Here is a 23,626-nt window from a genome sequence, read left to right as displayed (position 1 = left end):
GGCGTGGAAGGGCTCAGGTGCGATCGGTGGCGAGACCGGCGAAGATCTGCACCATCGCGGACTGTTCGAGTGTCTCGGCCTGTGCGGCCGGGTCGTGGTCACCGCCGCCGGAGGGCTGGAAGCGGAACAGCCCGTCGGACGGTGTCCGGTTCTCCTTCCAGGTCCGCTCGGCGTACGTGGCGGCGGTCGTCCGGTAAGTGCTGTCGGGGCGCACCTCGTTCAACAGCCGCAGATTGTCGAAGTAGATGGCGTTGAAGATCGCCGGCTGGTCGTGCAGCCGTTCGCCCTGCTTCCAGTACGCGAGCGAGCCGTCGGCGTCCGCGACGGCCCGGTCCAGGTAGCTCCGGTCACCGGTCGCGCGGTAGAGCGTGGTCGCGGTGCCGATCATCGCGCCGGAGTTGTACGTCCACAGGGTGGTGTTCACGGTGCCGTCGTCGTCGCGGCTGTTGTCGTACAGGCCCGGCGACCGGCGCAGGCAGGACCAGTTCCACTCGTACCATTTCTTGGCGCTCGCGAGGAACCGGTCGTCGTGCTCGATGGCGTAGAGCTCGGCGGCCAGTTCGGCGGCCAGCCCTGTCACGTTGGCGGCGCGCATGGTGTTGTTCGGGGAGTCGACCCAGTTCATGCCGCCGGGGCACGGCTTGGCGGGATCGTCGTCCCAGCCCCGGCCGACGACGCCATAGGTCTCCACCGCCCGGTCGAGGTAGACCTGCTTGCCGGTCGCCCGGTACTGGTCGAGGAAGGACAGCCCGACGACGGCGTTGTCGTCGTAGAAGACGTCGCCGCCCGCACCGAGCGGGGCAGGCAGGTAGGAGTCGTATCCGGGCCTGCCGTCACGGGGGTTGAAGTACAGCCGCAGCGTCGTGAAGCGCTCGGCGGCATCGCGGTGGTAGCGGGCGCTCACACCCGGCAGTCCGGCCATGCCGACGGTGGCGGCGGCTGCCTCGCGCAGCGGCCAGAGATAGGAGTGCGGGTTCTCGCCCTCCTTGCGCGGTGTCTTCTCCAGGTACAGGCCGTGTTCCTGCGGGCCCTGGTAGAGATGCTGCTGCAACGACCCGTAGGTGACCTCGGCGCGGCGCGCCCAGTCAGAGGCCGAAGCTCCACGGGCCGAGGCCGAAGCCCCGCGGTCGGAGCCCTGAGCGGCGCGGTCGGAGCCGGCCGCCGCGGCGGGGCTCGTGCCCAGCGCTCCGCAGAGGACCGCGAGCGCCAGGGCGACGCGTGCTGTCGTCTTCAAGATGGTCTGCCTTTCGGGGAAGGTGGAACGCCGATGGGCGGCCGGAATACTGACGGGCGGCCGGAACACGGCTCGACACGGCTCAGCACGGCTCAACACGGCTCAACCGTGCAGCTTGAGGCTGCTGACGAAGAACCGCTGCGCGGAGAAGAACAGGACGACGGTCGGCAGCGACACCAGCAGCGCGCCGCCGAGCACCACGGGCGGCCCGACATTGGAGTAGTTGCCCTGGAGCTCGGCCAGCGCGGCCATCACCGGGCGGATGTTCTTGCTGGTGGAGAGGGTGATGCCGAACAGCAGGTCGTTCCAGACGGAGACGAACTGGAAGACGAAGGCGGCCACCATCGCGGACCTGGACAGCGGCACATGGATCTGCCAGAACACCCGCCACCACGACGCGCCGTCGATCCGGGCCGCCTCGATGATCTCCGGTGCCAGCGTGAGCGCGAAGTTGCGCATGATGAAGTAGGCGAACGGGATGGCGATCGCCACGTACACGAGGAACAGCCCGAACTGGGCGTCGTAGAGCCCGGTGTCGGCGTAGGCGAGGAACAGCGGCCGAAGGAAGACCTGGAGTGGCAGCAGCGTCCCCGAGTAGATCAGCCAGAACCACAGGGCCTTGTGCCTGACCGGCATGATGACGGTCGCGAACGCGGCGGTGGTGGCCACGACGATGGCGGCGGCGGCACTGGTGACGGCGTAGAGCAGGCTGTTGCCCATCGAGGGGCCGAGATCCGCCTTCGTCCAGGCCTGCGACATGTTGTCGAAGAGGCCGAAGCCCTGCGGCCACCAGTGGGGTGTGCCGCCGTAGTCGGCGGCCGGGACCAGGGCGTTGACCAGCAGCAGCCAGGTGGGCAGGGCCCAGATCAGGGAGATGACCACCAGGGTCGTGTTGCGGGCGATCCGGCCCGGTGTGAGCCGCCTGCGCGGGGCACGCCCCGGCGTCGCGCGGCCCGGTGTTGCGCGGGTGGTTGACATGATCAGTCGCCTTTCGGGGTCAGCTGGCGCCGCAGATACAGCCACGAGGCGATCAGCACGATCGCGGTGAGGACGACCGCGACCGCCGCGCCCGCTCCCGGATGCAGGGCGAGGAACGTCTCCTGGTACATGGAGACCGCGAGCGTCTCGGACTGCCGGCCGGGCCCGCCCTGGGTGAGCACCCAGATCAGGTCGAAGGACTTCAGCCCGTTGACCAGGCTGGTGCCGACGACGATGACGGAGACGGTACGCAGCTGGGGCAGTACGACGTACCAGAACTGCCGCCACCCCGCGGCTCCGTCGAGGGAGGCCGCCTCGATGGTCTCGCGCGGGATGGTCTGGAGGCCGACCAGGAAGAGGATCACCGCGACGCCCGCCGACTGCCAGGTGTTGGCGAGGATCATCACCAGCGTGTTGCCCGGCCACTCCAGCAGCCATCCCCGGGCGAACGAATCCAGGCCGAACGCCTTGAGGGCCTGGTTCGCGGCGCCGTCGGTGTTGAGGATGAAGTTCCACACCACCGCGACGGCCGAACCGGACAGGGCGTACGGCAGGACGACGACCATCCGCGCCGCCCGGGACCAGCGGGCGCCGTCCGTCAGCACGGCGATGGCGAGCCCCAGCACGAGCGGCAGCACGACCGTTCCGACCACCCACATCAGGGTGTTCTGGATCGACCGGGTCAGCACCGGATCGTTGAGGAAGAGGGTGTAGTTGTCGAAACCGGCGAATCCCGAGACGCGCCGGTCGTCGAAGAAGCTCCGGTAGACGGTGGTGGCGAACGGGACGAGGAGCAGCGCGCCCACCAGGAGCACGGCGGGAGCCAGGAAACCGGCCCCGGCCACCTTGTCCCGTACGCGGCGCGGGAACCGGCGTACGGGCTCGGAGCCCGCCGGGTCGGTCCCCGGCGGCGTATGCGGCCCGGGGAGCGAGGGCCGCCGCTGGTCGACGGAAGAACTCATGACTCGTCCCTCTCCCACGCGGCCCACTCCTTCGTCGCCCGCCCGGCCATGCTGCGCAGGGTGGCGTCGGGGGAGGAGGCCCCGGTCATGAAGCTCCCCAGGTCGTCGGTGTTTCCCTGGATGAGGTTGGGCGGGCCCGATTCGCCGTAGCGGGGCAGCAGGGTCCAGTGCTCCCGCAGCGCCCGGTCCTTGAGACCGGCGATCACCGGGTTGCCCGGACGCGAGAGCGGATTGGCCGAGGAGTCCTGGAGGAAGTCGGTCCACACCTTCTGGACCTTCGGGTTCAGCCAGTTCGCCGCGTTGGCCATGGCCGCCTCGTGCGAGACGGCCTTGCGCGGCACGGCGAGCACCCCGGACTCGGTGATGACGGAGCGGGGCGTGGAGGAGTCGACGGGCGGCATGACGAACGCGTCGAAGTCGACGCCCGGCTTCATGCCGGTGGCGGCGATGCCCTGGGACTGCCAGGAACCGTGCAGGAACATGCCGACCCGTCCGGACTTGAGTGCGGCAGGACCGTTGTTCTGGTCGAAGTCCGCCGCCGTCATCCAGCCCTTGCGCATGAAGTCCTGCCAGATCTGCAGGGCCTGCTTCGCCTGCTCGTCGGTGTAGCTCGCCTTCCCGCTGATCAGCTTCGTGTAGAACGCGGGGTCCACCTTGCTGACGAGCTCCTGGAACCACTCGTACGCGGGCCAGTTGCCGGTCTGGGTGGCGACGAACGGGACGACGCCCGCCTTCTTCAGCACCTCGGCGTTGTGCAGGAGCTCCTCCCAGGTGCCGGGCGCCCGCAGGCCGTGCTTGCGGAAGACCGCCTTGTTGTAGAACAGCACGTAGTACGACTCGTAGAGCGGAATCCCGTACACGGAGCCGCGGTAGGACATCGCGTCACGGGCCGGCGAGGTGACCCAGCCCTTGCGTTCGTAGGCGTCCCATATCGAGGAGAGGTCGCTGAGCTCTCCCGTGCGCGCCAGCGACTTGAGGAAGTAGCCCGAGGCCCACTTGATCATGTCGGTGGCCTTGGTCGTCTGGAGCGAGATCTGCGTGACCTGCCGGTACGACGTGGGGTTCGGGTTGGACAGCGGGCGCAGCGCGTAGCCGGTGAGTTTCTTCAGTTCGCGCCCGGCCGCGACATAGCCCTGGTCCCAGGTGGCGTTGTCGTTGGCGAGCGAGGTGGTGCCGGGTTGCACCGCGGTGCTGTCTCCCCGGGCACAGCCGGCCAGCACTGCCGCGGCCCCCGCTCCGATGCCCGCCAGGACGCTGCGGCGGCCGAGCGAGTGGGGCGACCGCTGTGTCGCCCCGCCGGTTGATCTCATGGGTTCCCTTCCCTTGGATCCCGGCAGGGATCCCTGGCTCTGGGGTGTGGTGGGTGAGGGGCGTGCCCCTCCGAGAGATCTCGCCGTACCGCACGGCATCGGCGGTTCGGATTGCCAGGATGTTAACGACACCATGAGCCTTAAACAAGACTTCGCACCGAGGACTCGTCCGGTCTCCACTCCCAGCAGCGGTTATGTGTCGTGCGCGTCCCGCGGTGGGACGCCGACCTTGTTCGCCCTGAAAGTTATCGTTACCATTCCTTCTGCCGCCGCCCGCCCACCTCCTCAGGAGTACCTGTGCCTGTGCTTTCAGAGCCACGCCCCTACGAACGCAACCCCCGCTACCCGGCCACCGGCGGCGCCGTGGTCACCGGGTGGGACGCCGCGGTCGCGACCCTGCCCGCCGGGCCGACCGTGCTCGCCGTGGACGGACCGGCGGCCCTGGACTGGCACGAGGCCGCCCGTGCAATCGCCGGGGCACTGCGCGCGCGGTCCACCGAGGTCGCCACGGTCGATGTGCGAGAGCGCTGGTCGCCCGCGGCCGTGGACCGGTTGTGCGTGCCCGACGCGGACGCCGACGCGTTCTTCCTGCCGCTCGCCGAGTTCGAGATGGGCGACCTCTTCGACGGCCGGCTCTCCGTCACCCGGCCGGCGACCGGTGTCCTGCTGGTCTTCGGCCCCGGCGCCGCCCTCTGCTCGCCCGACCTGATCTGGTGGGCCGACCTGCCGAAACGGTACGCCGAGAGCGCCGTCACCGCCGGGACACTGCCCCTGGGCGTCAACCTCGGCCGCCCGCGGACGCCGGGCGAACTGCGCAGCCTCTTCTACACCGACTGGCCCGTCACCGACCGCCACCGCGACGCGCTCGCCCCCCGGCTCGACCGGTGGATCGACGTACAGGACCCGGGGGCCCCCGCCTCCCTCGACGGTACGGCGGTCCGCGCCACCCTCGCCGCCCTCGCCGGGCAGCCCGTGCGCACCCGCCCGTACTTCAACTCCACCCCCTGGGGCGGTCGGTGGGCCGCCGACGAGCTGGGCTTCGAGCCCGGCGACGGCAACACCGCTCTCGGCTACGAACTGATCGCCCCCGAGGCGGGCGTCCTGGTGGGCCAGGGCGCCGAGGCGCAGGTGGAACTGCCCTTCCAGCTCCTGTGCGTCCTGCATCCCGAACGGTTCCTCGGCACGGAGGTGCACCAGCGCTACGGCACCTCCTTCCCCATCCGCTTCGACTATCTCGACACCGTCGGCGGCGGCAACCTCTCCCTGCACTGCCATCCGCGGGAGCGGTACATGCGGGAGACCTTCGGCTGGCCCTACACCCAGCACGAGACCTACTACGTCACGGCGAGCGAACCCGGAGCCCAGGTCTTCCTCGGACTGCGGCAGAGTACGGACGTGGACATCCTGCGCAAGGAAGTCGAGGCATCCGCGACGGACGGCGTACCGCTGCGCGTCGAGGACCACGTCCAGACGTTCCCCGCCGAACCCGGCCGGCTGTTCATGATTCCGGCCGGTACGCCGCACGCGTCCGGCGCGGGCAACCTCGTGCTGGAGATCAGCGCCACGCCCTACCTCTACTCCCTGCGCTTCTACGACTGGCTGCGCCGCTCCACCTCCGGGGCGCCCAGGCCGCTGTCGCACCGGCACGCCTTCGCCAACCTCGACACCGGGCGGCGCGGCCTCCAGGTCGCCGAGGACCTCGTCCAGCGGCCCCGCACCCTGCGCGAGGGCGCGGGCTGGCGCGAGGAGGTCATCGGCGCCCTGCCCGAGATGTTCTACGCCGTCCACCGCTTCGTACTCGACGGAACGGGTCCCGCCGACGACGACACCGAGGGCCGCTTCCACATCCTCAACGTCGCCGCCGGGGACGGCGTGGTGGTGGAGACCGCCGACGGCGGGCGCCACGACCTGGCGTTCGCGGAGACCCTCACCGTGCCGGCGGCCGTGGGCGGTTACCGCCTCCACCCCGTCGGGACACGGCCCGTGCAGGTCGTCAAGTCATGGGTCACGCCGGTGACACCGGTGACGCCGGTGACGCCGTCATGACCCGGGTGCCCGTGCTGGAGATCGGCGGCACCCATGTGACCGCGGCCCTGGTGGATGTCGCGGCGGGCCTGCCGGTGGCGGGTTCCGTCGTACGCGGCCCGGTCCGCGCCGACGCGAGCGCCCCGGAGATCCTTGACGCCTTCGCCGAGGCCGCCCGGCACATCGCGGCGCCCGACGGGGCGTGCTGGGGCATCGCGATGCCGGGCCCGTTCGACTACGCGGCCGGCATCGGCGCGTTCCGCGGCATCGGCAAGTTCGAGTCACTGCACGGCGTCGACGTCGGGGCGGAACTGCGCGAACGGCTGCCGCGCCCGCGCGCCGTCAGCTTCCTCAACGACGCGGACGCCTTCGCCGTGGGGGAGCACCGCAGCGGGGCCGCGGCGGGGCGGAACCGGGCCGTGTGCGTCACGCTCGGCACCGGCGTCGGATCGTCGTTCCTCCACGGCGGGCGCCCCGTCACCGACGGGCCCACCGTGCCGCCCGAAGGCCGGGCCCACCGCATCACCGTGGACGGACTGCCGCTTGAGGACGTGGTCTCACGGCGGGCGATCCGCGCACGGTACGCCGAGGCCGCGGGCCTGGACCACCGGGCCGAGGTCCCGGACGTCGGCGCCATCGCCGCACTGGCCCGCGGGGGAGACGCGGGGGCAGTGGCGACGATCCGTGGATGTTTCACCACCCTGGGGCGTGCCCTGGCGCCCTGGTGCGCCGCGTTCCGCGCGGACGTGATGGTCGTCGGCGGCTCCATGGCCGCGTCCTGGGACCTCATCGGCCCCGCACTGCGCGCCGGACTTGCCGACGGAGCCGACGGGGTCGACGCGGCGGAGGGGGCCAATGGCGTCGGACCGATTGCGGGTGGTGCAGGTGGTGCAGGTGGTGCGGGTGCCGTCGTGGCCGCGATGGGTCTGCGTGAGGCCCGACGGCCGGACGACGCACCCTTGATCGGCGCGGCACGGTGGGCGCTGTGGCAGGCGGAGGGCCACCGAACGCCCTGGTGACCCCGTCGCGAGGACGCCCGGTCGGGTCGCGGCCCCCTGTGCATCGGACGCGGTTCCTTGACCGGCAGGCGTTGCCCGCCACGGCATTAGAATGACCGCGCCCGTGGCTCGGTAACCCACCGACGGCTAAGACCCCCTGACGGTACGAACGGTACGAAGGAAGGACCGGCCTTGGTGCAGCACCGACCGGGCGGCGACGCCGGAGCGCCGACGATGCGCGATGTCGCCGCCCGCGCCCAGGTCAGCGCGATGACCGTCTCCCGGGTGCTCAAGGACGACAGCCGGGTCAGCGAGGCCACCAGGGAGCGGGTGCTGAGCGCCGTCGACGCGCTCGGCTACCGGCGCAACGAGACCGCCCGCCGGCTCCGGCTCGGTGGCAGCGGGATGATCGGTCTGGTCGTCACCAACCTGGCCAATCCGTTCTATTCACGGCTGGCGCTCGGCGTCCAGGAAGTGGCCTACGAACACGGTCTGCGGGTCCTGCTCAGCAACACCGCCGAACAGGTCGACCGGGAGCGGGGATTGGTCGAAGACCTGGCAGCTCGTCAGGTCGACGGCATGATCGTCGTGCCGGCGGGCGGCAGTCACCGTCACCTGGCACCGGCCGCGCTGCGCGGTATGCCGATCGTCCTCGCCTCCCGGCCACCGGCCGGAATGGACGCCGACTGCGTTCTCGTGGACGACTTCGACGGGGCGGAGGAGGCCACCGGCCGGCTGATCGAGGACGGCCACCGGCGGATCGGGTTCCTGGGAAACCCACCCGCGCTCTACACCGGCGCCGAACGGTTCCGCGGCTACTGGGCTGCCCACGAGGCGGCCGGTCTGGCACCGGACGAACGGCATGTGCGCCGCGGACTGGTCGACGTGCCCACGGCCGAGCGTGCCGCCCTCGACCTGCTGCGCGGGACTGACGCCCCGACCGCTCTCTTCTGCACCAACAACCGTCTGACACAGGGCGCCATCAGGGCCGTCCGCGCCCTCGGCGTCCCGGTGGCCCTGGCCGGTTTCGACGACTTCGACCTCGCGGACGTCCTCGGACTCCCGCTGACGATCGTGTCCTACGACGCCGACGAGATCGGGCGCAGGGCCTGCCAGATGCTCATCGACCGCATCAACGCCGGTCCCGGCACCCCGCTGCCCGCACGACGCACCGTGGTCCCCACCCAGGTCATCCGGTACGGGACGGACCCACGGTGAGCCTTCCCTTCCGCGGTACTCACCGCTCGGCGGTACTCACCAGTGAACCGGGGCCACGTCCCTACGAAGTGACCCGGTCGGAGGCCGGCCAGACATAGGGCAGGTCGTCGGGGACGTCGGGAAAGAACGGGGCGTAGACCTCCGGTGCCTTGCGCACCAGCGCCGACCGGTGGCTGCGGTGGAAAGCGGGATCTCCCAGCCAGGGCGGCAGCTCGCCGTCGCGGGCGAGCTGCTCCTGGACACGTACGGCGGCGCCGGGACGGTACTGGGAGAAGTCGGTCACGAGCGTGGTGGCACAGGTGTCGGCGCGCCCCTGCGCCACCCAGATGGCGCACATGTCCAGGCCGTAGCGGACCAGCGCCTCCTCGTAGCCGGTCCACATGCGAACCGCGGGATGGTGCCGCCATCCGTAGCCGGGCACGGTCAGGCCGCGCAGCACCTGAAGGGCCTCGACCCGCTGCTTGCCCAGGCGTGCCCGGTCCAGGACCTCGGCGGACTGCGTGAAGTCGGAATACGGGAGAAAGGTCTGCACGCGGAATGCCTACCGCGGCCGGCCCTTTCTCAGACAGTCGGCCCTTTCTCACACAGCTGAGCGGCGACCGTTCACCGCGTGGTGAGCGGTCCGCCTGCGGCGCGCCAGTCGACGAGGCCGCGGCTCATGTTGACCGCCTCGAAGCCGTTCTCCACCAGGAGGTTCGCCGCGCCGGCGGACCGGATACCGCCGGTGCAGAAGGTGATGAGCAGGCGGTCGTCGGGGAGTTCCAGACAGCGGTCGGGCAGTTCCTCCAGCGGTATGTGTACGGCACCCGGGATGTGCGTCCGGTTCCACTCGAAGTCCCGGCGGACGTCCACGACGAGCGCGCCGTCCGCGACGAGGCGGACCGCCTCGGCGGCGCTGACGGCCGGTGGCCGACGCAGGTAATGCCGAAAGCTCATGCGCTCCACACCTCCCGCCGACGCGGCGTGATCGACAGGATGCCGTGCGGGAGGGCGATGCGACGGAGCACGCGGACGATGCCCGCCGCGACATCGACAGGCGGCGACTGGGATTCCATGACCTTCAGTTTAGCTGAAGGTCAGTCGGTTCCCGAGACCGCCCGCGCCATCTGGGCACGCAGCGCCTCGGTCAGCTCGGGATACCGCGCGGCGAATTCCACGTCGAGGCGGGCCACCACCTCGGCGGCCCGGGCCAGCAGCGACTCGCCGTCGGCCGTGACCCGCAGGCTCGACGCGGACCCGGCGTGCGCGGTCCCGTCGTCGACGAGCCCGGCCCTGACGAACGCCGCCACCGCGGTGTGCGCACTCTGCACCGTGATGCGTGAGCGCCGGGCGAGCTCGCTGAACGAGATGCCCGGAGTGCCGCGGACGTGTCCCAGCAGCCCGTACTTGCGGGTGGTCAGGCCGAGCGGCTTCAGGGCCTCGGTGAACGCGGCCTCCCACACCCGGCCCACCGTGAGCAGCGTGACGGTGGGGCTGAAGGGAGGCGGCTCGGACACAGGGGCAGATTACCAACGGGCGGGACACGTGCAGGAAACCGGCCGCCGGAGCCGAGTCCGCCCGGACGCCGGTGTGCCCGCCTCCGGTGGGGGAGGCGGGCACACCGCGGGGCCTGGTCCCGCCCCGGACAGGGAGGCCTGGTCAGACCTCCGTCGAGTTCTTCACGTACAACGACTCGTCCGCGGGCGTGGGCTCCGGCGTGGCCACGGCCTGGGGGCCGCTCTCGCTGAGGCCGTAGCGCGCGTGGAACGTGCGCAGGAAGGGCGGCGCGTACCAGGCCGAGCGGCCCAGCAGACGCATCGCCGCGGGTACGAGGACTCCGCGTACGGCGACCGCGTCGATGAGGATGGCCAGTCCACTGCCCAGGCCGAACATCTGCATGAAGCTGAGCTTGGCCGTGCCGAAGGCGAAGAAGCTCACCGCCAGCAGACAGGCCGCCGCGCTGACGATGCGCCCGGTGTGCCCGAGGCCGTTGGCCACGGCGGACTCGTTGTCCTCGCCCGCCTCGTGGAGTTCCTTGATGCGGCTGGTGACGAACACCTCGTAGTCCATCGAGAGACCGAAGGCGATGCAGAACATCAGCACGGTCATCGATACGTCCATCGGCTGCGCGGTGAAGCCGAGCAGCGAGGAGAGATGGCCGTCCTGGAAGATCCAGGTCATGACACCGAGGGTCGCTCCCAGGCTGACCAGGTTGAGGGCCAGCGCACGCACCGGCTGCACGACGCTGCCGGTGAACAGGAACAGCAGGATGAACGTGGTGACGGCGACCAGCGCCACCGCGAGCGGGAGCCGGCCGGCGATGGAGTCCTTGGAGTCGACCAGTACGGCGTCGGTTCCGCCCACCAGGGAGTGGGCCCCTGCGGGCGCGGCGATGTTCCGTACCTCGTCGACCAGGCTCTGCGCCTCGTCCGACTTCGGTGTCAGGGTGCTCACCACGTTGAGCTGCTGCGCGTCGGGGCGGCCCAGGGCGGCGTTGGCGGGGCCGGGCGGCGTGGACTTCCCGTCGGCGTACGTTCCCGTGCTGGCCTCGACGCGGACGACGTCGTCGAGCTCGGACAGGGTGACCGCGTACGACTGCAGCGGGTCCTTGGCCACGGACCTGTCGAGGACGACGTGCAGGGCCGCGTCGTCGTTGCCGGCGAAGTCGGCCTGCAGTACCGCGGAGACCTGGCGGCTGTTGGCGTCCTCGGGCAGCACGCGCTCGTCCGGTGTGCCGAAGGTGATGCCCAGCAGGGGACCGGCCGCCAGCAGCAGTACCGCGAGTACGGGCAGCGCGGTGAGGGCGGGGCGCCGCATGACGGTACGGGCGAGGCGTCCCCACATCGGAGCCCGGGTGCCGGCCCGGTTGGTCTTGACCCACGGCATCCGCCCGCTGTTGACGCGGTGTCCGAGGACGACGAACAGGGCCGGCATCACGAACAGGGTGCTGACGGCCGCGATGGCGACGACACCGACCCCGGCGTAACCGAACGAGCGGAGGAAGTACTGCGGGAACACCATGAGCGCCCCGAGCGCGGCGGCCACGGTCGCGGCGGAGAACGCGATCGTACGGCCGGCGGTGCTCATGGTCTGCCGGACGGCGTCGTCCACGCTCGCCCCCGCCGCGAGCTGTTCCCTGAACCTGCTGACCATCAACAGCGCGTAGTCGATGCCCAGGCCGAGGCCCAGCGCGGTGGTGAGGTTGATCGCGAAGACGGAGACGTCGGTGACGCTGCCGAGGAAGTAGAGCTCCGCGAAGGTGCCCATGATGGCGATGATCCCGATCACCAGCGGCAGCAGGGCCGAGACGAGGCTGCCGAAGACGACCAGGAGAAGGATCAGGGTGAGCGGTACGGCGATGGCCTCGGCCAGAACGAGGTCTTCCTCCGACTGCTTGCCCATCTCGCTGGTCACGGCGGCACCGCCACCGGCCTTGATCGTGAGCGTGTCCTCGTACGATCCGGCGTACGCGTCGATGACGCTCTTGGCGTGCTCGTCCCGCTCCGTACCCTCGCCCTTCACATGGGCGAGCACCATGGCCTGGCGGCCGTCCTCGGAGCGGAGGCTGGGGCTGTCCGTGTCCCAGTACGAGATCACGTTCTCAAGGTTCTGGTCCTTCTTCAGGTCGGCCACCAGGGCCCGGCCGCTCCTGTCGGCCGCCGGGGCGTCGACACGGCCTTCGGAGGTGCGAACCAGAAGGACCAGGTTCGTCTCGCCGCCGAACTTCTCGTCGATGACCTCCTCGGCACGGCTGGACTGGGAGGCCGGGTCGTCGTAGCCACCCCCCAGCAGCTTGCCGAACGCGCCGGCGCCCGCGGCACCCATGAGGGCCACGGCCACGACGGCGACGACGAGTATGAGCCGGGAGCGACGAATCGCCAGTTCGGCTATGCGTTCAAACACGAACAATCTCCTTTGAATCCTCATGTAGAAACGACGTCGAGCGGCCGACGCTGAGAAGGAAAGCCAACGCGGTAGCCTGCGGGCGTCGTTCGTCCCGGCAGGAGCCGATGCGCGCAGTGGCACGCATGTCGTCGCCATGCCGACGTTAGTGAGGCAGCCGGAGATTTGGCAGTGTTATGTTTTTCTAACAGTGTTCAACATCTTGCTGTGCGGGGAGAGTTGCCGTCGTACGGTCGTTCCATGCCGGTAGACGAGCACGCACCTGCCCCGCCCTCCCTGCGCCAGCGGCGTCGGACGGCGGCCACGCACGAGATCCTGGGCGCCGCCGAGCGCCAGATCGCCGAAGACGGTCCCGCCGCCCTGTCCCTGCGCGCGGTCGCCCGGAGCCTGGGGATGACCGTGCAGGCGCTCTACCACTACTTCCCGAGCCGGGACGACCTCGTCACGGCGCTCATCGCCAAGGCGTACGAGGACCTGACCGAAGCCGTACGGATCGCCGTCGAAGCGGCGTCGGACGGTTCGCCCGCCGAGCGCGTGGTGACCGGAACCGAGGGATACCGCAGCTGGGCCCTCGCCAACCCTGAACGGTTCCAACTCCTGTACGGAACCCCGCTGCGGCACTACGCGGCACCCGCCGACGGGCCGACCACTCGGGCGATGCGCGAAATGGCCGCGATCTTCGAGCGCGAGATGTTCGGCGGGTTCACCCCGGAACAACTGGCCGCGGCCCACACTCCTGGCCTCTCACCCGAGTTCAGGGCGCGTCTGGACCAGTTGCCACCCACCGGGCATCAGGAGCTGCCGTCTCCCGCGACCGCGCTCTTCGTGAGCGCGTGGGGGCACATGCACGGCCTCGTGGTCCTGGAGGTGTTCGGGCACACCGCTTTCATCGGTGACCACCAGGCCGAGATCTTCCGCATGGCGATGCGGAACCTGGTCGAGGACATCCACCGCCGGATCCCCGCCGCCGGGCCAGAAGGGCCCTAGGGGCCCCTAGAGCAGCGGACCCGCGCTCACTCGCCCGGTGCCGCCTTCCGCAGGGCGGTGATGCAGGTGGTGATGGCCTCCTGGAGTTCCTGCAGACGCTGCAGCATGTCGTCCTCGTAGATCGTGTCGAGGTCGTCGACGTCGTCGAAGGTCAGCTCCTCGAAGACCTTGGTCGCCTTCTGCAGGCTGCTGTAGAACTTCGTGCGGCGTTCCTGGCGTCGGAGTTCGGGGTCGGCCTGGATGGTCTGGGCGACGATGTCCTTCATGGAGTCGTACGCGTCCAAGGCCCACTCGCTGGTGTCCTCGCCCTCGTCCAGTTCGTCGATGAGGGAGAGGTGACGCTCGGCCTCGGCGCGGAGTTCGGCGGGGGCGTCGATGGTCTGCCCGGCAGGCGTTTTGACCTGGCCGTTCTCCACGATCTGGCGGACGTAGCCGATGCGGCCCGCCGCCTGGGTCTCGGCGGCGACCGCCTTCTTCAGGTCGTCGGTACGGGCGATGTCACGGGCCAGTTCCGTCTGCAGCGCCGGGTCCTCCTGGAGCCGGTCGAGGAGCGCCGCCCGCGCCGCCTGCGCCGTGGAGGGGTCGGCGAGGATCGCGGCCCGCAGCGCGGTGGGGTTCTCGGCGACCTCCAGGGCCTTCGTCGGCCGGATGCCCTCCGCCTCGGCCGCCGCGGCGATCGCCGTGCCGCGCTCGGAGGCGGCGCTTGAACGGGAGAGGTAGTACGTGTGCCATACGTCGGAGTCCGGCAGTTCCACGTCCTGGCCCGGGGCCAGCGCCTCGAAGTACGGGACGAGCCCGTCGTCGGCCGCCTTGTCCCACGCCTTGTAATAGCGCATGACCCGCTCGGGGGAGCACCCGGCCAGCTCGGCGAAGCCCTTCGCGGAGATCTTCGGCGTTTCCCCCGCCGTCTCCCCGCCGGGCCGCACGCTGCGCGCCACCTTCAGCGCGAACGCCCAGCCGCCGGCCCGCACATACGCCCCGAAGTCCTGTGCGTCCCGCGCGACATCGGCGTGCACGTCGTCCAGGATCGCATCGTCCTCGGCCTGTTCGGCCTGTTCGGTCCGCGGCTCGGCGCGGGGCGCATCACCATCCTGCTCCGCCTCGTCCGTCGTAACTTCGTTCTGCGCGGCGGCCGTCGGGGCCTCGTCGGCGGATGCCGCGGGCTCGACCCAGAACTCCTCGGCTTCTGACGTCGCCTGTCCGGGCACCTGGTCGACGGGCGGGACGGCCGGTTCGGGCTGCGCGGTCACTACAGTCACTGGGAGACTCTCCTGAGGAAGGACAAGGCTGCAAAGGGCAGCGCGTGCAGCCTATATGAGGTCGTTCATGATGTTTTGATCGCCCTTGGACGTCGGTGTGAACCCGGTCCCGTCGGCGGTCTCCCGGGGGCGGCAGGGAGACGCAGGTAACTCTCCGGCTTCACTCAAGTACGCTTGGTGAATGAACGTTTCGAGTGCGGGACCCCGTGAAGTGCCGGGGCCGGCCGCCGTGGTGACGGGTGTGGGCTCCCATCTTCCTCCCCGGCGCGTGACCAACGACGAGCTGTGCTCTCGGCTGGACAGCAGCGACGAGTGGATCCGGGAGAGAATCGGCATTCAGGAGCGTCGCCGCGCGGACGCGGCGGTGTCCACGGGGGATCTGGCGCTGGAGGCCGCGCGGCGGGCGATGCGATCGGCGGGCGTGACGGACGTCGACGCCCTGGTCCTGGCCACGACCACGCCGGACCACCACTGCCCGGCCACCGCGCCTGCGGTCGCCCACCGGCTCGGACTGCAAGACGCGGTCGCCTTCGACGTCACCGCGGGATGCGCGGGGTTCGTGCACGCGTCCGCCGTCGCCGCCGGGCTCATCAGCGCGGGCAGCGCCCGCAGAGTCCTGGTCGTGGGCGCGGAGACGATGTCGGCCATCATCGACTCCGACGACCGCGCCACCGCACCGCTCTTCGGCGACGGCGCGGGAGCCGTGGTCCTGGAGGCCGGACTCAGGGGGCAGGACGGTTGCCTCGGCCCCTTCGCCTGGGGAAGTGACGGCTCACTCGCCGACGCCATCGTCATCCCGGCCGGCGGAGCCCGTGCGCGCGACCGGCGGGACACCGCGCCAGCGGGTGACTTCTTCGTTCACATGCGCGGAAACGAGGTCTTCCGGCACGCGGTGCGGCGCATGAGCCAGGCCGCCCGGGACGCGGTGCGGGCCGCGGGCTGGACCCTCGACGAGGTCGACCGCCTGATCGTCCACCAGGCCAACGGGCGCATCGGTGCCTCCGTCGCCGACGCGCTCGGCATCCCGGCCGAGCGCACGCCCTCCAACATCGCCCGGGTGGGCAACACCGCGGCTGCCTCCGTCCCGCTGCTGCTGGCCCACGCCGCGGACGAGGGCCGGCTGAAACCCGGGCACCGCGTGCTCGTTGTCGCTTTCGGCAGCGGGCTCGCCTGGGCCGCCACCACCCTGGTGTGGCCCCCGGGCGTCACCGCGGAGCTGTAGAGATCCACCCGCCCAGGAACGTAAGGAAACGAAGCACGTGCTGGAAGAACTCAAAGGCATTCTCACGGCGCAGGCGGGACTGCCCCCAGCGCCCATCACCGCGGACGCGACCCTGGCCGCCGCCGGTATCGACTCGATGGCCGTGACTGTGCTGTCCATGCAACTGGAGGACCGCATGGGCCTGTTCCTCACCGAGGACGAACTCTCGCGCGCCCCCACCGTCAACGCCCTGGCCGACCTCATCGCGAGCCGAGTCACCGGGAACGTGTGATGCCGACCGACAGCGCCGTGTGGAGCCCGCCCGAGTGGAGCGCGCCCGAGCAGACCAGGGAGGAGCTCGTACGTCTGGAATGGCGCGGCCTGCGCTACACCTGCCGCGTCATCACCTCGGACCGGCCCGCGGCCACGGAACCCCTGCTGCTGCTCGGCGGCGCCTTGCAGGACATGTACGCCTGGCCCCGGCTGGAGCGCAGACTCGGCGCGCACATGCCTCTGGTCTTCGTCGACCTGCCCGGCATCGGGACAGCCGACGACCTGCCCGCCGACCACGGCTTCGACGCGCTCGCGGAGGCCGCCCTGCTCGTCACCGACCGACTCGGGTTCGAGCGGGTCAATGTCCTGGGCGCCTCGTACGGCGCGCCGATCGCCTACCGTGCCGCCCTGAGCCGGCCGGAGCGGGTCGCGCGGCTCGTCCTGGCCGGTGCCACACACCGGATGAACCCGCGCCTGGTGTCCGACTGCGAGCAGGTGTGGCGTACCCGCGCCGCACTCGCGGACGGCGTCGACGGGGCGCTGTCGGACTCCGGTAGGCAGGAGGTCGCGTCCCGCGCCGCCGCCACGCTGCTGAACACCGGCCGCCAGGACCAGGTCTCCCAGGCCCTCGCCGTGGCAAGGATGCTGCACCGGCAGTTCGCCCGCATCACCCCGGCCGAGGCCCGCCGCCACGCCGTCTGCCACCAGCGCCTGCTCGGCACGGACCCGCTCCCGTTCGACAGGATCGACGCGGTACGCGCGCTGGTGTTCACCGGTGAGCACGACGACGTCAGCACACCGGACGAGAACCGTGCCGTGGCAGCCGCCATCGCCGGTTCGACCTTCCTCCTGGTCCGCGACGCCGACCACATGGTGCACCTCGAACGGGAAGCCGAGTACGCCGACCTGGTCCTGCGCTTCCTCACCGACCAACCGCTCGACGGCCTGCACTACACGACCGCACCGGAACACTTTTGGCGCCGCGGGTAGGCGCCTTCTGCCGTGTCTCCGTGTCTCCGTGCGATCCGGCGCACCCCTTTTCTGTACTGATCGGTTCCGAAGGTGTTACAGTCTCGTTCGGTATCGATCGGTACTTAAATGAGTGGAGGCCATGGTCATGGGGCAGTTCGAGGGCAAGACCGCAGTCGTCACCGGCGGCAACGCCGGGATCGGTCTGGCGACCGCGAAACGACTCGCGGCCGAGGGTGCGCACGTGTTCATCACCGGCCGGCGCGAGACCGAGCTGGAGAAGGCCGTCGCCGCCATCGGCAACGCCACCGCGGTGGCCGGTGACGTCGGTGTCGCGGCCGACGTGGACCGCCTGTACGAGCGTGTGCGGGAGCACGGGCAGGGCCTGGACGTGCTGTTCGCCAACGCGGGCATCAACCCCCTCGCGACGTTGGACGAGCTCACCGAGGACATCCATGACGCGATCTTCGACACCAACGTCAAGGGCACCTTCCTCACCGTGCAGAAGGCCCTCCCGCTGCTCAACGAGGGCGCCTCGGTGATCCTCGTCGCCTCCACCGCCGCCGAGGGAGGCGCGGCGGGCATGAGCGCGTACGGGGCGTCGAAGGCGGCCGTGCGGGCCTACGCCCGCGCCTGGGCCGACGAGCTCGGCAGCCGGGGTGTCCGGGTCAACGCGATCTCGCCGGGCCCGGTGAACACCCCGATGTGGGACACGGCTTTCGGTGATCGCGCCAGGGAGATGATGGACACCGTCGCGGCCGGCCTGCCCTCCAAGCGGGTCGCCGACCCGGACGAGATCGCCGCCGCCGTGACCTTCCTCGCCTCGTCGGACAGCAGCTTCGTCTACGGCGCGAACCTCTACGTCGACGGCGGAATGAACCAGATCTGACCGGACCGATCGAAACCCTTTGAAACCATACGAAACACGCTGCCCCGATCCGGGGCACAGAGGGGTAAGCATGTCTGAGGCCGAACTGCGCGACTTCTTCCAGCGCTACATCGACGCGCTCAACGCTCATGCATTCCACCGCATGACCGAGTTCGTCCACGACGAACTCGTCATGAACGGCGACCCGGTCACGCGAAAGGACATCATCGCGGCCATGGAGGGCCACACCGACGCGGTCCCGGACTTCACCTGGCGGGTCAAGGACCTCGCTGTCGACGGTGATCGAGTCGCGGCCCGTCTGTTCAACAGGGGCACGCCCGCGAAGGAGTGGTTCGGTGTGCTCCCCACCGGCGCCACGATCGAGTATGCGGAGTACGCCTTCCACAAGGTTCGTGACGGGCGCTTCTACGAGATGAACTATCTGATCGACACCCAGGCGGTGGAACGACAGCTGGCCGTCTGACCTGCCTTCGGCGGCGCGTCGGACATCGGAGAGCTGTGGCCGTCAGCGGCGGGCGTCGGCGCGCAAGCCGTCGATGATGACGGTGAGCATGCGTCGGCTGCGTTCCTGGTACGCGGTTCCACCGTCGGTCCTCCAGAGGGAGGATCCCAGGAGCAGGACGTCGTCCGCTTCAGCGTCCGGGCGCACCTGGCGCGCCTCCTTGCCCGCCCTGAGCAGCAGCTCCAACGCGGCGACGAAGGGCGGGTGGGGCCGGCCCACACAGGTGGCGGCGGCCACGGCCAGGGACGCTCCGTGGGTGCCCCGACCGTGCACGGCGAGATGCTCGAACCAGAGGCGGAGCGCTTCCAGGGGTTCGTGCTCGTGCAGCAGGCGCGGGGCGGCGGCGATGAGCGCCTCCAACTCCTCCCGGTAGACGGCCAGAAGCAGCGCCTCGCGGGTGGGGAAGTGGCGGTACATCGTTCCCTGGCCGACCCCGGCCGCCTTGGCGATCGACTGGAGGCTCCCCGAGGGATCGTCGGTGAAGGCCGCGTGCGCGGTCTCGATGATGCGTGCGCGGTTCTCCTGGGCGTCCGACCGCGGCGCACGTCGAGTGGGTCGCGTCATCCGATGCCTTCCGTTCCGGTCTGCCGTCGTCGACGCCGCCATTCTTATCTACTTGTTGGCCGGATGACAAATATCTTGTTAAGGTCTGTCCCATGACCACCGCTCACCGCACTCAGAAGCAGCGCCGCGAAGAGGCCGAGGCCGCGCTGCTCAACGCGGCCGTCGAGCTGGTCGACGAGCTGGGAGTGCACGCGCTGACGCTGGCGCGGGTGGGAGAACGAGCTGGTTACAGCCGGGGCCTCATCACCCACTACTTCGGTTCCAAGCAGGCACTCGTCGAACGCCTGGCCCGCGTGGCACAGACCGGATTCGTGCCCGGACTTGACGGCCTGCCGCCGGGACTGGACCGTCTCCTGCGGCTGATCGACGGATACGTCGGAGAGCTCGGCCGTATGGGCGCGCTGAACAGGGTCTTCCTCAAGCTGTGGACCGAGGCCGCGACGGCAACGGAACTGGCCCCCATATTCCATGAGCGGAACAAAGCGTTCCACGCGGGCCTGCACGAGGATCTCACCGCCGGAATCGTTGACGGCACGATCCGCCCCGACGTCGCCCCGCACGAGACCGCGATCGCCATCGTCGCGCAGCTCCGCGGAATCGGCATGCAACGGCTCGTCGACCCTCGCAGCGTCGACACGGAACGGCTACGGACGCACGTCACCGGCCACTGGCGCCGGGCCCTGGAACGAGCCTGACCGGCGCCACCGTCGCGGAAGGGGTCCGCTTTCCCGGCCGCTCCGCGTGCCGGTGGTCATCGCCTTGGCCGCGGGCCCGGCGGCGCTCGCGGGCCGGACGCCGTCAGTCAGTTCCGGTCGCTGTGGCCAGGGGGGTGGCCGACGGCTCGGCGCAGGTCGGCGAGTGATCGTTGCATCAGGGCGTCGAGGTCCGCTCCGGGATCGGTGATCCAGTCGGCGTAGGCGGTGGTGAACACGGTCACCGCTGCCTGTGCGGTGAAGGTGGCGGTTCTGGGTGGGACCCCGATGCGGCACAGTGCTTCGGCCATGGCCGAAGCCAGCGATGTCATTTTGATCAGATCGCGTTCTTGCAACTCGGTCGAGGACGCGATGAGTTCCTGACGGGCGCGCGCGAATTCCCCGTAGCCCGCGAGTGCGAGACCGGCGCGGGTGAGGGCGACGACGGCCGCGTCGATGGGATCCAGGCCGTCGTGAGCCTCAGCCAGGTGCTTGACGACGCTTTCTTCGAAGGCCTTCGCGCCGGCGAACAGGACTTCCCGCTTGTCGGTGAAGTGGTTGAAGAAAGTGCGTTTGGTGAGGCCGGCGCGGTCCGCGATCTGGGCGATCGTCACCTCGGCGTACCCGCCTTCGGTGAACAGCGCCATCGCCGCCTGCTGCAGCCTCGCCTGTGCGTCCGGTTCCCAACGTGCCACGGGCCCATCATACCGGCCGGATTGCACTTGGTGTCATCGCGTGCCATGCTCAAGTCATTGCACCTGATGCAATCACTGTTCCGGAGGAGACCGTCTCATGCCGTCCAACGCCGCAGCCTGGATCAAAGCCGGAAACGCCCCGCTCGAAGTGGGCCCCGCGCCCTACACCCCGCCCGCCGCGGACCAGATCGTCGTCCGCAACCACGCCGTGGCGATCAATCCGCTGGAGTGGATCATCCAGGTCGCCGGCCGGCTCGCCTATCGCTGGCTGAAGTACCCGACAGTGCTCGGCTCCGACGTCGCGGGCGAGGTGGTGGAGGTCGGCTCGGCGGTCACCCGGTTCCGGGTCGGCGACCGGGTGCTCGGCCACGCGGTCGGTACCGACAAGGACTCCAACACCGCGGCAGAGGGCGGGTTCCAGCTCTACACGCTCGTCCTTGAGCATATGGCCGCCCCGGTCCCGGACGCCCTGGCGTTCGAGGACGCCGCCGTGCTCCCGCTCGCCGTCTCGACCGCGGCCTGCGGCCTGTTCCAGACCGACCAGCTGGGGCTGGCGCACCCGTCGGCGAGGGCCGAGCCGACCGGGCAGACCCTGCTGGTGTGGGGCGGTTCGACGAGCGTGGGCGGCAACGCGATCCAGCTGGCGGTGGCGGCCGGCTACGACGTCATCACCACCGCCTCGCCGCGCAACGTCGACTACGTCAAGGAACTCGGCGCCACGGAGGTGTTCGACTACAACAGCCCCGATGCCGTCACCGACATCGTCGCGGCGCTCAAGGGCCGCACGCTCGCCGGCGCGATCGCCTTCGGCACCACCTCCGCCGCCTCCTGCATCCGGATCGCGGGCGCGTGCCAGGGCACCCGGTTCGTGTCGCTCGCCACTCCGCCGGTCTCCTTCGCCCACCTCGGCGAGCCCGACCGCGGCCGGTTCGCCACGCCGAGGCTGATCGCGCGGCTGATCTCCTCCAACATCGCGCTGCAGGTCGCCGCGCGGCGGCGCGGTGTGCGCACCAAGTACATCTTCGGCACGACGTTGAAGGCGAACGAGGTCAGCACGCTGATCTACCGCGACTTCCTGCCCGATGCCCTGGCCGAGGGCCGCTACCTCGCGCTGCCGAAGCCCACCGTCGTCGGGCACGGCCTCCACGACATCCAGCACGCCCTGGACATCCAGCGCAAGGGCGTCTCGGCCGCGAAAGTCGTCGTCACCCTCCCGTAGCGACCGGCCCGGCCCAGGGTGCCGTCAACGCCGCGATCCCTCGCGGCGGTCGATCCACTACGCCTCAGGCTTCGACGACCAGGGCGCTCGCCGTGGCGAAGGTGTGCCGGAACTCCTTCAGCGGCCGGTACTCCTCTGAGTGGTAGAAGTCCAACACGGCCTGCTTGTCGGGGAATTCGAGAATGACGCCGATGGCCGGGCGGTGCTCGGTCTCGAACACCTCGGGGCTGGTGTCCCGGGCGACGGGTCGGCCTCCGAACTTCTCCACGACCGCGAGAGTCCTGGTCTCGTACTCCGTCATCTTCTCCTGGTTCCGAGGGGACACGCTGATGATCATGTACGCACTCATCAAAACCTCCATAGTTCGCGAACTCGCGAACTATGGAACCATGGGGATCGGTGGGTGGCAATCGAGGCAGGTGCGGGCGCCCGGACAACTGATCTGTCTGTTCACGATGTAACGTACAATCGGTCGTCATGAAGTCCTTGACTCATCCCGCGCGTGAGGATCTGCTCATCCAGTCCGTCCTTGACGCGCTCGCCAATCCGATCCGCCTCCGGATCGTCAAGCGGCTGGCCGGCGGCGAGGAGTTGACCTGCTCGACGGTGCTGCCGGAAGTCTCCGCGTCCACGGCGAGCCGCCACTGGCAGGTACTGAGGGAGAGCGGCATCCTGTGGGCCCGGCGCGAGGGTCGCATCATCCTGCACACACTGCGCCGGGAGGACCTCGACTTCCGCTTCCCGGGCCTCCTGGACTGCGTCCTGGCCGCGGTCGAGGAGGAAGAACGCGGCACCGCCGCGTAACCGCTCTCGCAGAAGCGGGCTTTTCCCTGCACGCCTGGGCCCGACGGCCCGCGTCCTGGGCGGGCTCCGCGCCGTGCGGCTGACCTGCCCGACCTCATCCACCACCTGAACGCGTGACGAGAGGCGGGGACCAAGGAGCTGGGCCGGCGCCTGATCCGTCGCATTCGGCCGGCTCGAACACCACTGATGAAAGAGGAGGGAGAACGTCCTCGGAACTGCTCTCCCACTGCCACAGGACGCGCTGGCGGAGCTCGACGCGATGAAGCACTGACCCACGCCTGTCCACCGGATCAGGATCACCGCTCCTGGCCCGTTCTGGGCGATGCCGGACGGACTAAATTGACTGACTAGTCACTCTCTTATATCGTGAGGGCATGGCCAGACCACGGAACGAGGATCGGCGTAACGCCATCCTGTCGGCGGCGACCCGCGCCATCGCCTCCCAGGGACTCGGCGCACCGACAGCAGTGATCGCGAAGGAGGCCGGTGTCTCCAATGGCTCGCTCTTCGTCTACTTCGACACGAAAGCGGTGCTCCTGAACGAGCTCTACGTCGCCCTGAAGACCGAGATGGCGACGACGGCCCTCGCCGGTATCCCCGCCGAAAGTGAGCCTCGCGAGCAGCTGCTCCAGATGTGGACGCAGTGGCTGCACTGGGCGACTGCCGGCCCGGAGAAGCGGCGCGCGCTCGCACAGCTCCAGGTGTCGGACGACATCACCGCCGACAGTCACCAGGCGGTGTACTCCGCATCCAGCGCCATCGCGGACCTGCTGGAGCGAAGCCGCGCGGGAGGTCCGATGCAGGACGCGCCGCTCAGCTTCGTCCTGACGCTCACCAACGCCATCGCGGAAACGACGATCGACACGGTGATCCGCGAACCTGCCGAAGCCGAGACCCTCATCCGCGTCGCGTTCGACGCCATCTGGCGGGTCGTCGCCGGCGCCTGACTCCCGACCGTCACCTCA

Annotated in this window: 26 protein-coding genes; 13 read left to right on the top strand and 13 right to left on the bottom strand. The window is 70.0% G+C overall.

From position 1 onward, the window contains the following. Window positions 1–13: 13 nt before the first annotated feature. The 4 genes from AOK01_RS14695 to AOK01_RS14680 all read right to left on the bottom strand — a co-directional run bounded on the left by AOK01_RS14695 (window position 14) and on the right by AOK01_RS14680 (window position 4,484). Window positions 14–1,234, bottom strand: a complete 1,221-nt coding sequence (locus AOK01_RS14695; RefSeq protein ID WP_245702257.1) for a glycoside hydrolase family 76 protein — start codon at window positions 1,232–1,234, stop codon at window positions 14–16. Between the two features lie 102 nt (window positions 1,235–1,336). Next, complete coding sequence (locus AOK01_RS14690) at window positions 1,337–2,212, bottom strand: carbohydrate ABC transporter permease (protein ID WP_079103425.1); 876 nt, start codon at window positions 2,210–2,212, stop codon at window positions 1,337–1,339. A gap of 2 nt (window positions 2,213–2,214) precedes the next feature. Further along, window positions 2,215–3,174 (bottom strand): carbohydrate ABC transporter permease, encoded by a 960-nt coding sequence (locus AOK01_RS14685; RefSeq protein ID WP_055511594.1) that lies wholly within the window; start codon window positions 3,172–3,174, stop codon window positions 2,215–2,217. Continuing rightward, window positions 3,171–4,484: an ABC transporter substrate-binding protein gene (locus AOK01_RS14680; protein WP_055511593.1), complete on the bottom strand. Its 1,314-nt coding sequence runs from the start codon at window positions 4,482–4,484 to the stop codon at window positions 3,171–3,173. The genes AOK01_RS14685 and AOK01_RS14680 overlap by 4 nt, the downstream gene beginning before the upstream one ends. Before the next feature lie 297 nt (window positions 4,485–4,781). Here AOK01_RS14680 and AOK01_RS14675 point away from each other — a divergent pair, with 297 nt between their 5' ends. The 3 genes from AOK01_RS14675 to AOK01_RS14665 all read left to right on the top strand — a co-directional run bounded on the left by AOK01_RS14675 (window position 4,782) and on the right by AOK01_RS14665 (window position 8,725). Next, window positions 4,782–6,530, top strand: coding sequence for a class I mannose-6-phosphate isomerase (locus tag AOK01_RS14675; protein WP_382033087.1), 1,749 nt, complete (start codon window positions 4,782–4,784; stop codon window positions 6,528–6,530). Continuing rightward, window positions 6,485–7,528 (top strand): ROK family protein, encoded by a 1,044-nt coding sequence (locus AOK01_RS14670; RefSeq protein WP_055511591.1) that lies wholly within the window; start codon window positions 6,485–6,487, stop codon window positions 7,526–7,528. Before AOK01_RS14675 ends, AOK01_RS14670 begins: the two co-directional genes overlap by 46 nt. Before the next feature lie 213 nt (window positions 7,529–7,741). Next, entirely contained in the window at window positions 7,742–8,725 is a 984-nt protein-coding gene (locus tag AOK01_RS14665; RefSeq protein ID WP_055511627.1) for a LacI family DNA-binding transcriptional regulator, read from the top strand. 61 nt (window positions 8,726–8,786) lie between these two features. Here AOK01_RS14665 and AOK01_RS14660 read toward each other — a convergent pair whose 3' ends face one another. The 5 genes from AOK01_RS14660 to AOK01_RS14645 all read right to left on the bottom strand — a co-directional run bounded on the left by AOK01_RS14660 (window position 8,787) and on the right by AOK01_RS14645 (window position 12,607). Continuing rightward, on the bottom strand, window positions 8,787–9,257 hold the full coding sequence (locus tag AOK01_RS14660) for an MSMEG_6728 family protein (RefSeq protein ID WP_055511589.1): 471 nt from the start codon (window positions 9,255–9,257) through the stop codon (window positions 8,787–8,789). 71 nt (window positions 9,258–9,328) lie between these two features. Then, entirely contained in the window at window positions 9,329–9,661 is a 333-nt protein-coding gene (locus AOK01_RS14655; protein ID WP_055511587.1) for a rhodanese-like domain-containing protein, read from the bottom strand. Continuing rightward, a complete protein-coding gene (locus AOK01_RS46140; protein WP_281181356.1) occupies window positions 9,658–9,780 on the bottom strand; it encodes a hypothetical protein in 123 nt (40 codons plus the stop codon). Before AOK01_RS46140 ends, AOK01_RS14655 begins: the two co-directional genes overlap by 4 nt. Window positions 9,781–9,801: 21 nt before the next feature. Then, complete coding sequence (locus tag AOK01_RS14650; RefSeq protein ID WP_055511585.1) at window positions 9,802–10,221, bottom strand: MarR family winged helix-turn-helix transcriptional regulator; 420 nt, start codon at window positions 10,219–10,221, stop codon at window positions 9,802–9,804. Window positions 10,222–10,363: 142 nt separating this feature from the next. Then, entirely contained in the window at window positions 10,364–12,607 is a 2,244-nt protein-coding gene (locus AOK01_RS14645; RefSeq protein ID WP_055511583.1) for an MMPL family transporter, read from the bottom strand. A gap of 240 nt (window positions 12,608–12,847) precedes the next feature. Between AOK01_RS14645 and AOK01_RS14640 the strand changes: the two genes are divergently transcribed. Further along, the gene (locus tag AOK01_RS14640; protein ID WP_055511581.1) at window positions 12,848–13,594 is read left to right on the top strand and encodes a TetR/AcrR family transcriptional regulator; all 747 of its coding nucleotides are present in this window, start codon (window positions 12,848–12,850) and stop codon (window positions 13,592–13,594) included. Window positions 13,595–13,620: 26 nt separating this feature from the next. On the opposite strand, the gene AOK01_RS14635 is transcribed toward AOK01_RS14640, so the two are convergent. After that, complete coding sequence (locus AOK01_RS14635) at window positions 13,621–14,853, bottom strand: hypothetical protein (protein WP_055511578.1); 1,233 nt, start codon at window positions 14,851–14,853, stop codon at window positions 13,621–13,623. Window positions 14,854–15,034: 181 nt separating this feature from the next. Here AOK01_RS14635 and AOK01_RS14630 point away from each other — a divergent pair, with 181 nt between their 5' ends. From AOK01_RS14630 to AOK01_RS14610, 5 genes are all read left to right on the top strand, one after another. Then, the gene (locus AOK01_RS14630) at window positions 15,035–16,075 is read left to right on the top strand and encodes a beta-ketoacyl-ACP synthase III (RefSeq protein ID WP_055511576.1); all 1,041 of its coding nucleotides are present in this window, start codon (window positions 15,035–15,037) and stop codon (window positions 16,073–16,075) included. A 37-nt stretch (window positions 16,076–16,112) separates the two neighbouring features. Beyond that, on the top strand, window positions 16,113–16,346 hold the full coding sequence (locus AOK01_RS14625) for an acyl carrier protein (RefSeq protein WP_055511574.1): 234 nt from the start codon (window positions 16,113–16,115) through the stop codon (window positions 16,344–16,346). Further along, window positions 16,346–17,317 carry an alpha/beta fold hydrolase gene (locus AOK01_RS14620; protein ID WP_055511572.1) on the top strand — a complete coding sequence of 324 codons (972 nt, stop codon included), beginning with the start codon at window positions 16,346–16,348 and terminating at the stop codon, window positions 17,315–17,317. Before AOK01_RS14625 ends, AOK01_RS14620 begins: the two co-directional genes overlap by 1 nt. A 127-nt stretch (window positions 17,318–17,444) precedes the next feature. After that, entirely contained in the window at window positions 17,445–18,185 is a 741-nt protein-coding gene (locus tag AOK01_RS14615; protein ID WP_055511625.1) for an SDR family NAD(P)-dependent oxidoreductase, read from the top strand. A gap of 70 nt (window positions 18,186–18,255) precedes the next feature. Then, the gene (locus AOK01_RS14610; protein WP_055511571.1) at window positions 18,256–18,648 is read left to right on the top strand and encodes an ester cyclase; all 393 of its coding nucleotides are present in this window, start codon (window positions 18,256–18,258) and stop codon (window positions 18,646–18,648) included. A 42-nt stretch (window positions 18,649–18,690) separates the two neighbouring features. Here the strand turns inward: AOK01_RS14610 and AOK01_RS14605 are convergent, their stop codons facing one another. Continuing rightward, complete coding sequence (locus AOK01_RS14605; RefSeq protein WP_055511569.1) at window positions 18,691–19,251, bottom strand: TetR/AcrR family transcriptional regulator; 561 nt, start codon at window positions 19,249–19,251, stop codon at window positions 18,691–18,693. Window positions 19,252–19,343: 92 nt separating this feature from the next. On the opposite strand from AOK01_RS14605, the gene AOK01_RS14600 reads away from it, so the two are divergent. Beyond that, complete coding sequence (locus AOK01_RS14600; RefSeq protein ID WP_055511567.1) at window positions 19,344–19,946, top strand: TetR/AcrR family transcriptional regulator; 603 nt, start codon at window positions 19,344–19,346, stop codon at window positions 19,944–19,946. 107 nt (window positions 19,947–20,053) lie between these two features. On the opposite strand, the gene AOK01_RS14595 is transcribed toward AOK01_RS14600, so the two are convergent. Beyond that, window positions 20,054–20,638, bottom strand: a complete 585-nt coding sequence (locus tag AOK01_RS14595) for a TetR/AcrR family transcriptional regulator (RefSeq protein ID WP_055511565.1) — start codon at window positions 20,636–20,638, stop codon at window positions 20,054–20,056. A 97-nt stretch (window positions 20,639–20,735) separates the two neighbouring features. On the opposite strand from AOK01_RS14595, the gene AOK01_RS14590 reads away from it, so the two are divergent. Then, complete coding sequence (locus AOK01_RS14590; protein ID WP_055511563.1) at window positions 20,736–21,857, top strand: zinc-binding alcohol dehydrogenase family protein; 1,122 nt, start codon at window positions 20,736–20,738, stop codon at window positions 21,855–21,857. Between the two features lie 64 nt (window positions 21,858–21,921). On the opposite strand, the gene AOK01_RS14585 is transcribed toward AOK01_RS14590, so the two are convergent. Further along, window positions 21,922–22,206, bottom strand: a complete 285-nt coding sequence (locus tag AOK01_RS14585) for a DUF1330 domain-containing protein (protein WP_055511561.1) — start codon at window positions 22,204–22,206, stop codon at window positions 21,922–21,924. 128 nt (window positions 22,207–22,334) lie between these two features. Between AOK01_RS14585 and AOK01_RS14580 the strand changes: the two genes are divergently transcribed. Together AOK01_RS14580 and AOK01_RS14575 are read left to right on the top strand one after the other, a co-directional pair. Then, the gene (locus AOK01_RS14580) at window positions 22,335–22,661 is read left to right on the top strand and encodes an ArsR/SmtB family transcription factor (protein ID WP_055511559.1); all 327 of its coding nucleotides are present in this window, start codon (window positions 22,335–22,337) and stop codon (window positions 22,659–22,661) included. Between the two features lie 374 nt (window positions 22,662–23,035). Further along, entirely contained in the window at window positions 23,036–23,608 is a 573-nt protein-coding gene (locus AOK01_RS14575; RefSeq protein ID WP_055511558.1) for a TetR/AcrR family transcriptional regulator, read from the top strand. Window positions 23,609–23,626: the final 18 nt, after the last annotated feature.

This window comes from Streptomyces aurantiacus (assembly GCF_001418335.1).
Classification (GTDB): Bacteria; Actinomycetota; Actinomycetes; order Streptomycetales; family Streptomycetaceae; genus Streptomyces; species Streptomyces aurantiacus.
The sequence above is the reverse complement of the archived record's forward strand: the minus strand, read 5'-3'. Positions and strand labels throughout refer to the sequence as shown.

Coding starts and splice junctions, on each gene's coding strand:
- AOK01_RS14580 (WP_055511559.1), top strand. CDS start 22,335: ATGAAGTCCTTGACTCATCCCGCGCGTGAGGATCTGCTCATCCAGTCC.
- AOK01_RS14620 (WP_055511572.1), top strand. CDS start 16,346: ATGCCGACCGACAGCGCCGTGTGGAGCCCGCCCGAGTGGAGCGCGCCC.
- AOK01_RS14655 (WP_055511587.1), bottom strand. CDS start 9,661: ATGAGCTTTCGGCATTACCTGCGTCGGCCACCGGCCGTCAGCGCCGCC.
- AOK01_RS14610 (WP_055511571.1), top strand. CDS start 18,256: ATGTCTGAGGCCGAACTGCGCGACTTCTTCCAGCGCTACATCGACGCG.
- AOK01_RS14670 (WP_055511591.1), top strand. CDS start 6,485: ATGGGTCACGCCGGTGACACCGGTGACGCCGGTGACGCCGTCATGACC.
- AOK01_RS14685 (WP_055511594.1), bottom strand. CDS start 3,174: ATGAGTTCTTCCGTCGACCAGCGGCGGCCCTCGCTCCCCGGGCCGCAT.
- AOK01_RS46140 (WP_281181356.1), bottom strand. CDS start 9,780: ATGGAATCCCAGTCGCCGCCTGTCGATGTCGCGGCGGGCATCGTCCGC.
- AOK01_RS14600 (WP_055511567.1), top strand. CDS start 19,344: ATGACCACCGCTCACCGCACTCAGAAGCAGCGCCGCGAAGAGGCCGAG.
- AOK01_RS14585 (WP_055511561.1), bottom strand. CDS start 22,206: ATGAGTGCGTACATGATCATCAGCGTGTCCCCTCGGAACCAGGAGAAG.
- AOK01_RS14640 (WP_055511581.1), top strand. CDS start 12,848: ATGCCGGTAGACGAGCACGCACCTGCCCCGCCCTCCCTGCGCCAGCGG.
- AOK01_RS14680 (WP_055511593.1), bottom strand. CDS start 4,484: ATGAGATCAACCGGCGGGGCGACACAGCGGTCGCCCCACTCGCTCGGC.
- AOK01_RS14590 (WP_055511563.1), top strand. CDS start 20,736: ATGCCGTCCAACGCCGCAGCCTGGATCAAAGCCGGAAACGCCCCGCTC.
- AOK01_RS14665 (WP_055511627.1), top strand. CDS start 7,742: ATGCGCGATGTCGCCGCCCGCGCCCAGGTCAGCGCGATGACCGTCTCC.
- AOK01_RS14575 (WP_055511558.1), top strand. CDS start 23,036: ATGGCCAGACCACGGAACGAGGATCGGCGTAACGCCATCCTGTCGGCG.
- AOK01_RS14630 (WP_055511576.1), top strand. CDS start 15,035: ATGAACGTTTCGAGTGCGGGACCCCGTGAAGTGCCGGGGCCGGCCGCC.
- AOK01_RS14615 (WP_055511625.1), top strand. CDS start 17,445: ATGGGGCAGTTCGAGGGCAAGACCGCAGTCGTCACCGGCGGCAACGCC.
- AOK01_RS14605 (WP_055511569.1), bottom strand. CDS start 19,251: ATGACGCGACCCACTCGACGTGCGCCGCGGTCGGACGCCCAGGAGAAC.
- AOK01_RS14690 (WP_079103425.1), bottom strand. CDS start 2,212: ATGTCAACCACCCGCGCAACACCGGGCCGCGCGACGCCGGGGCGTGCC.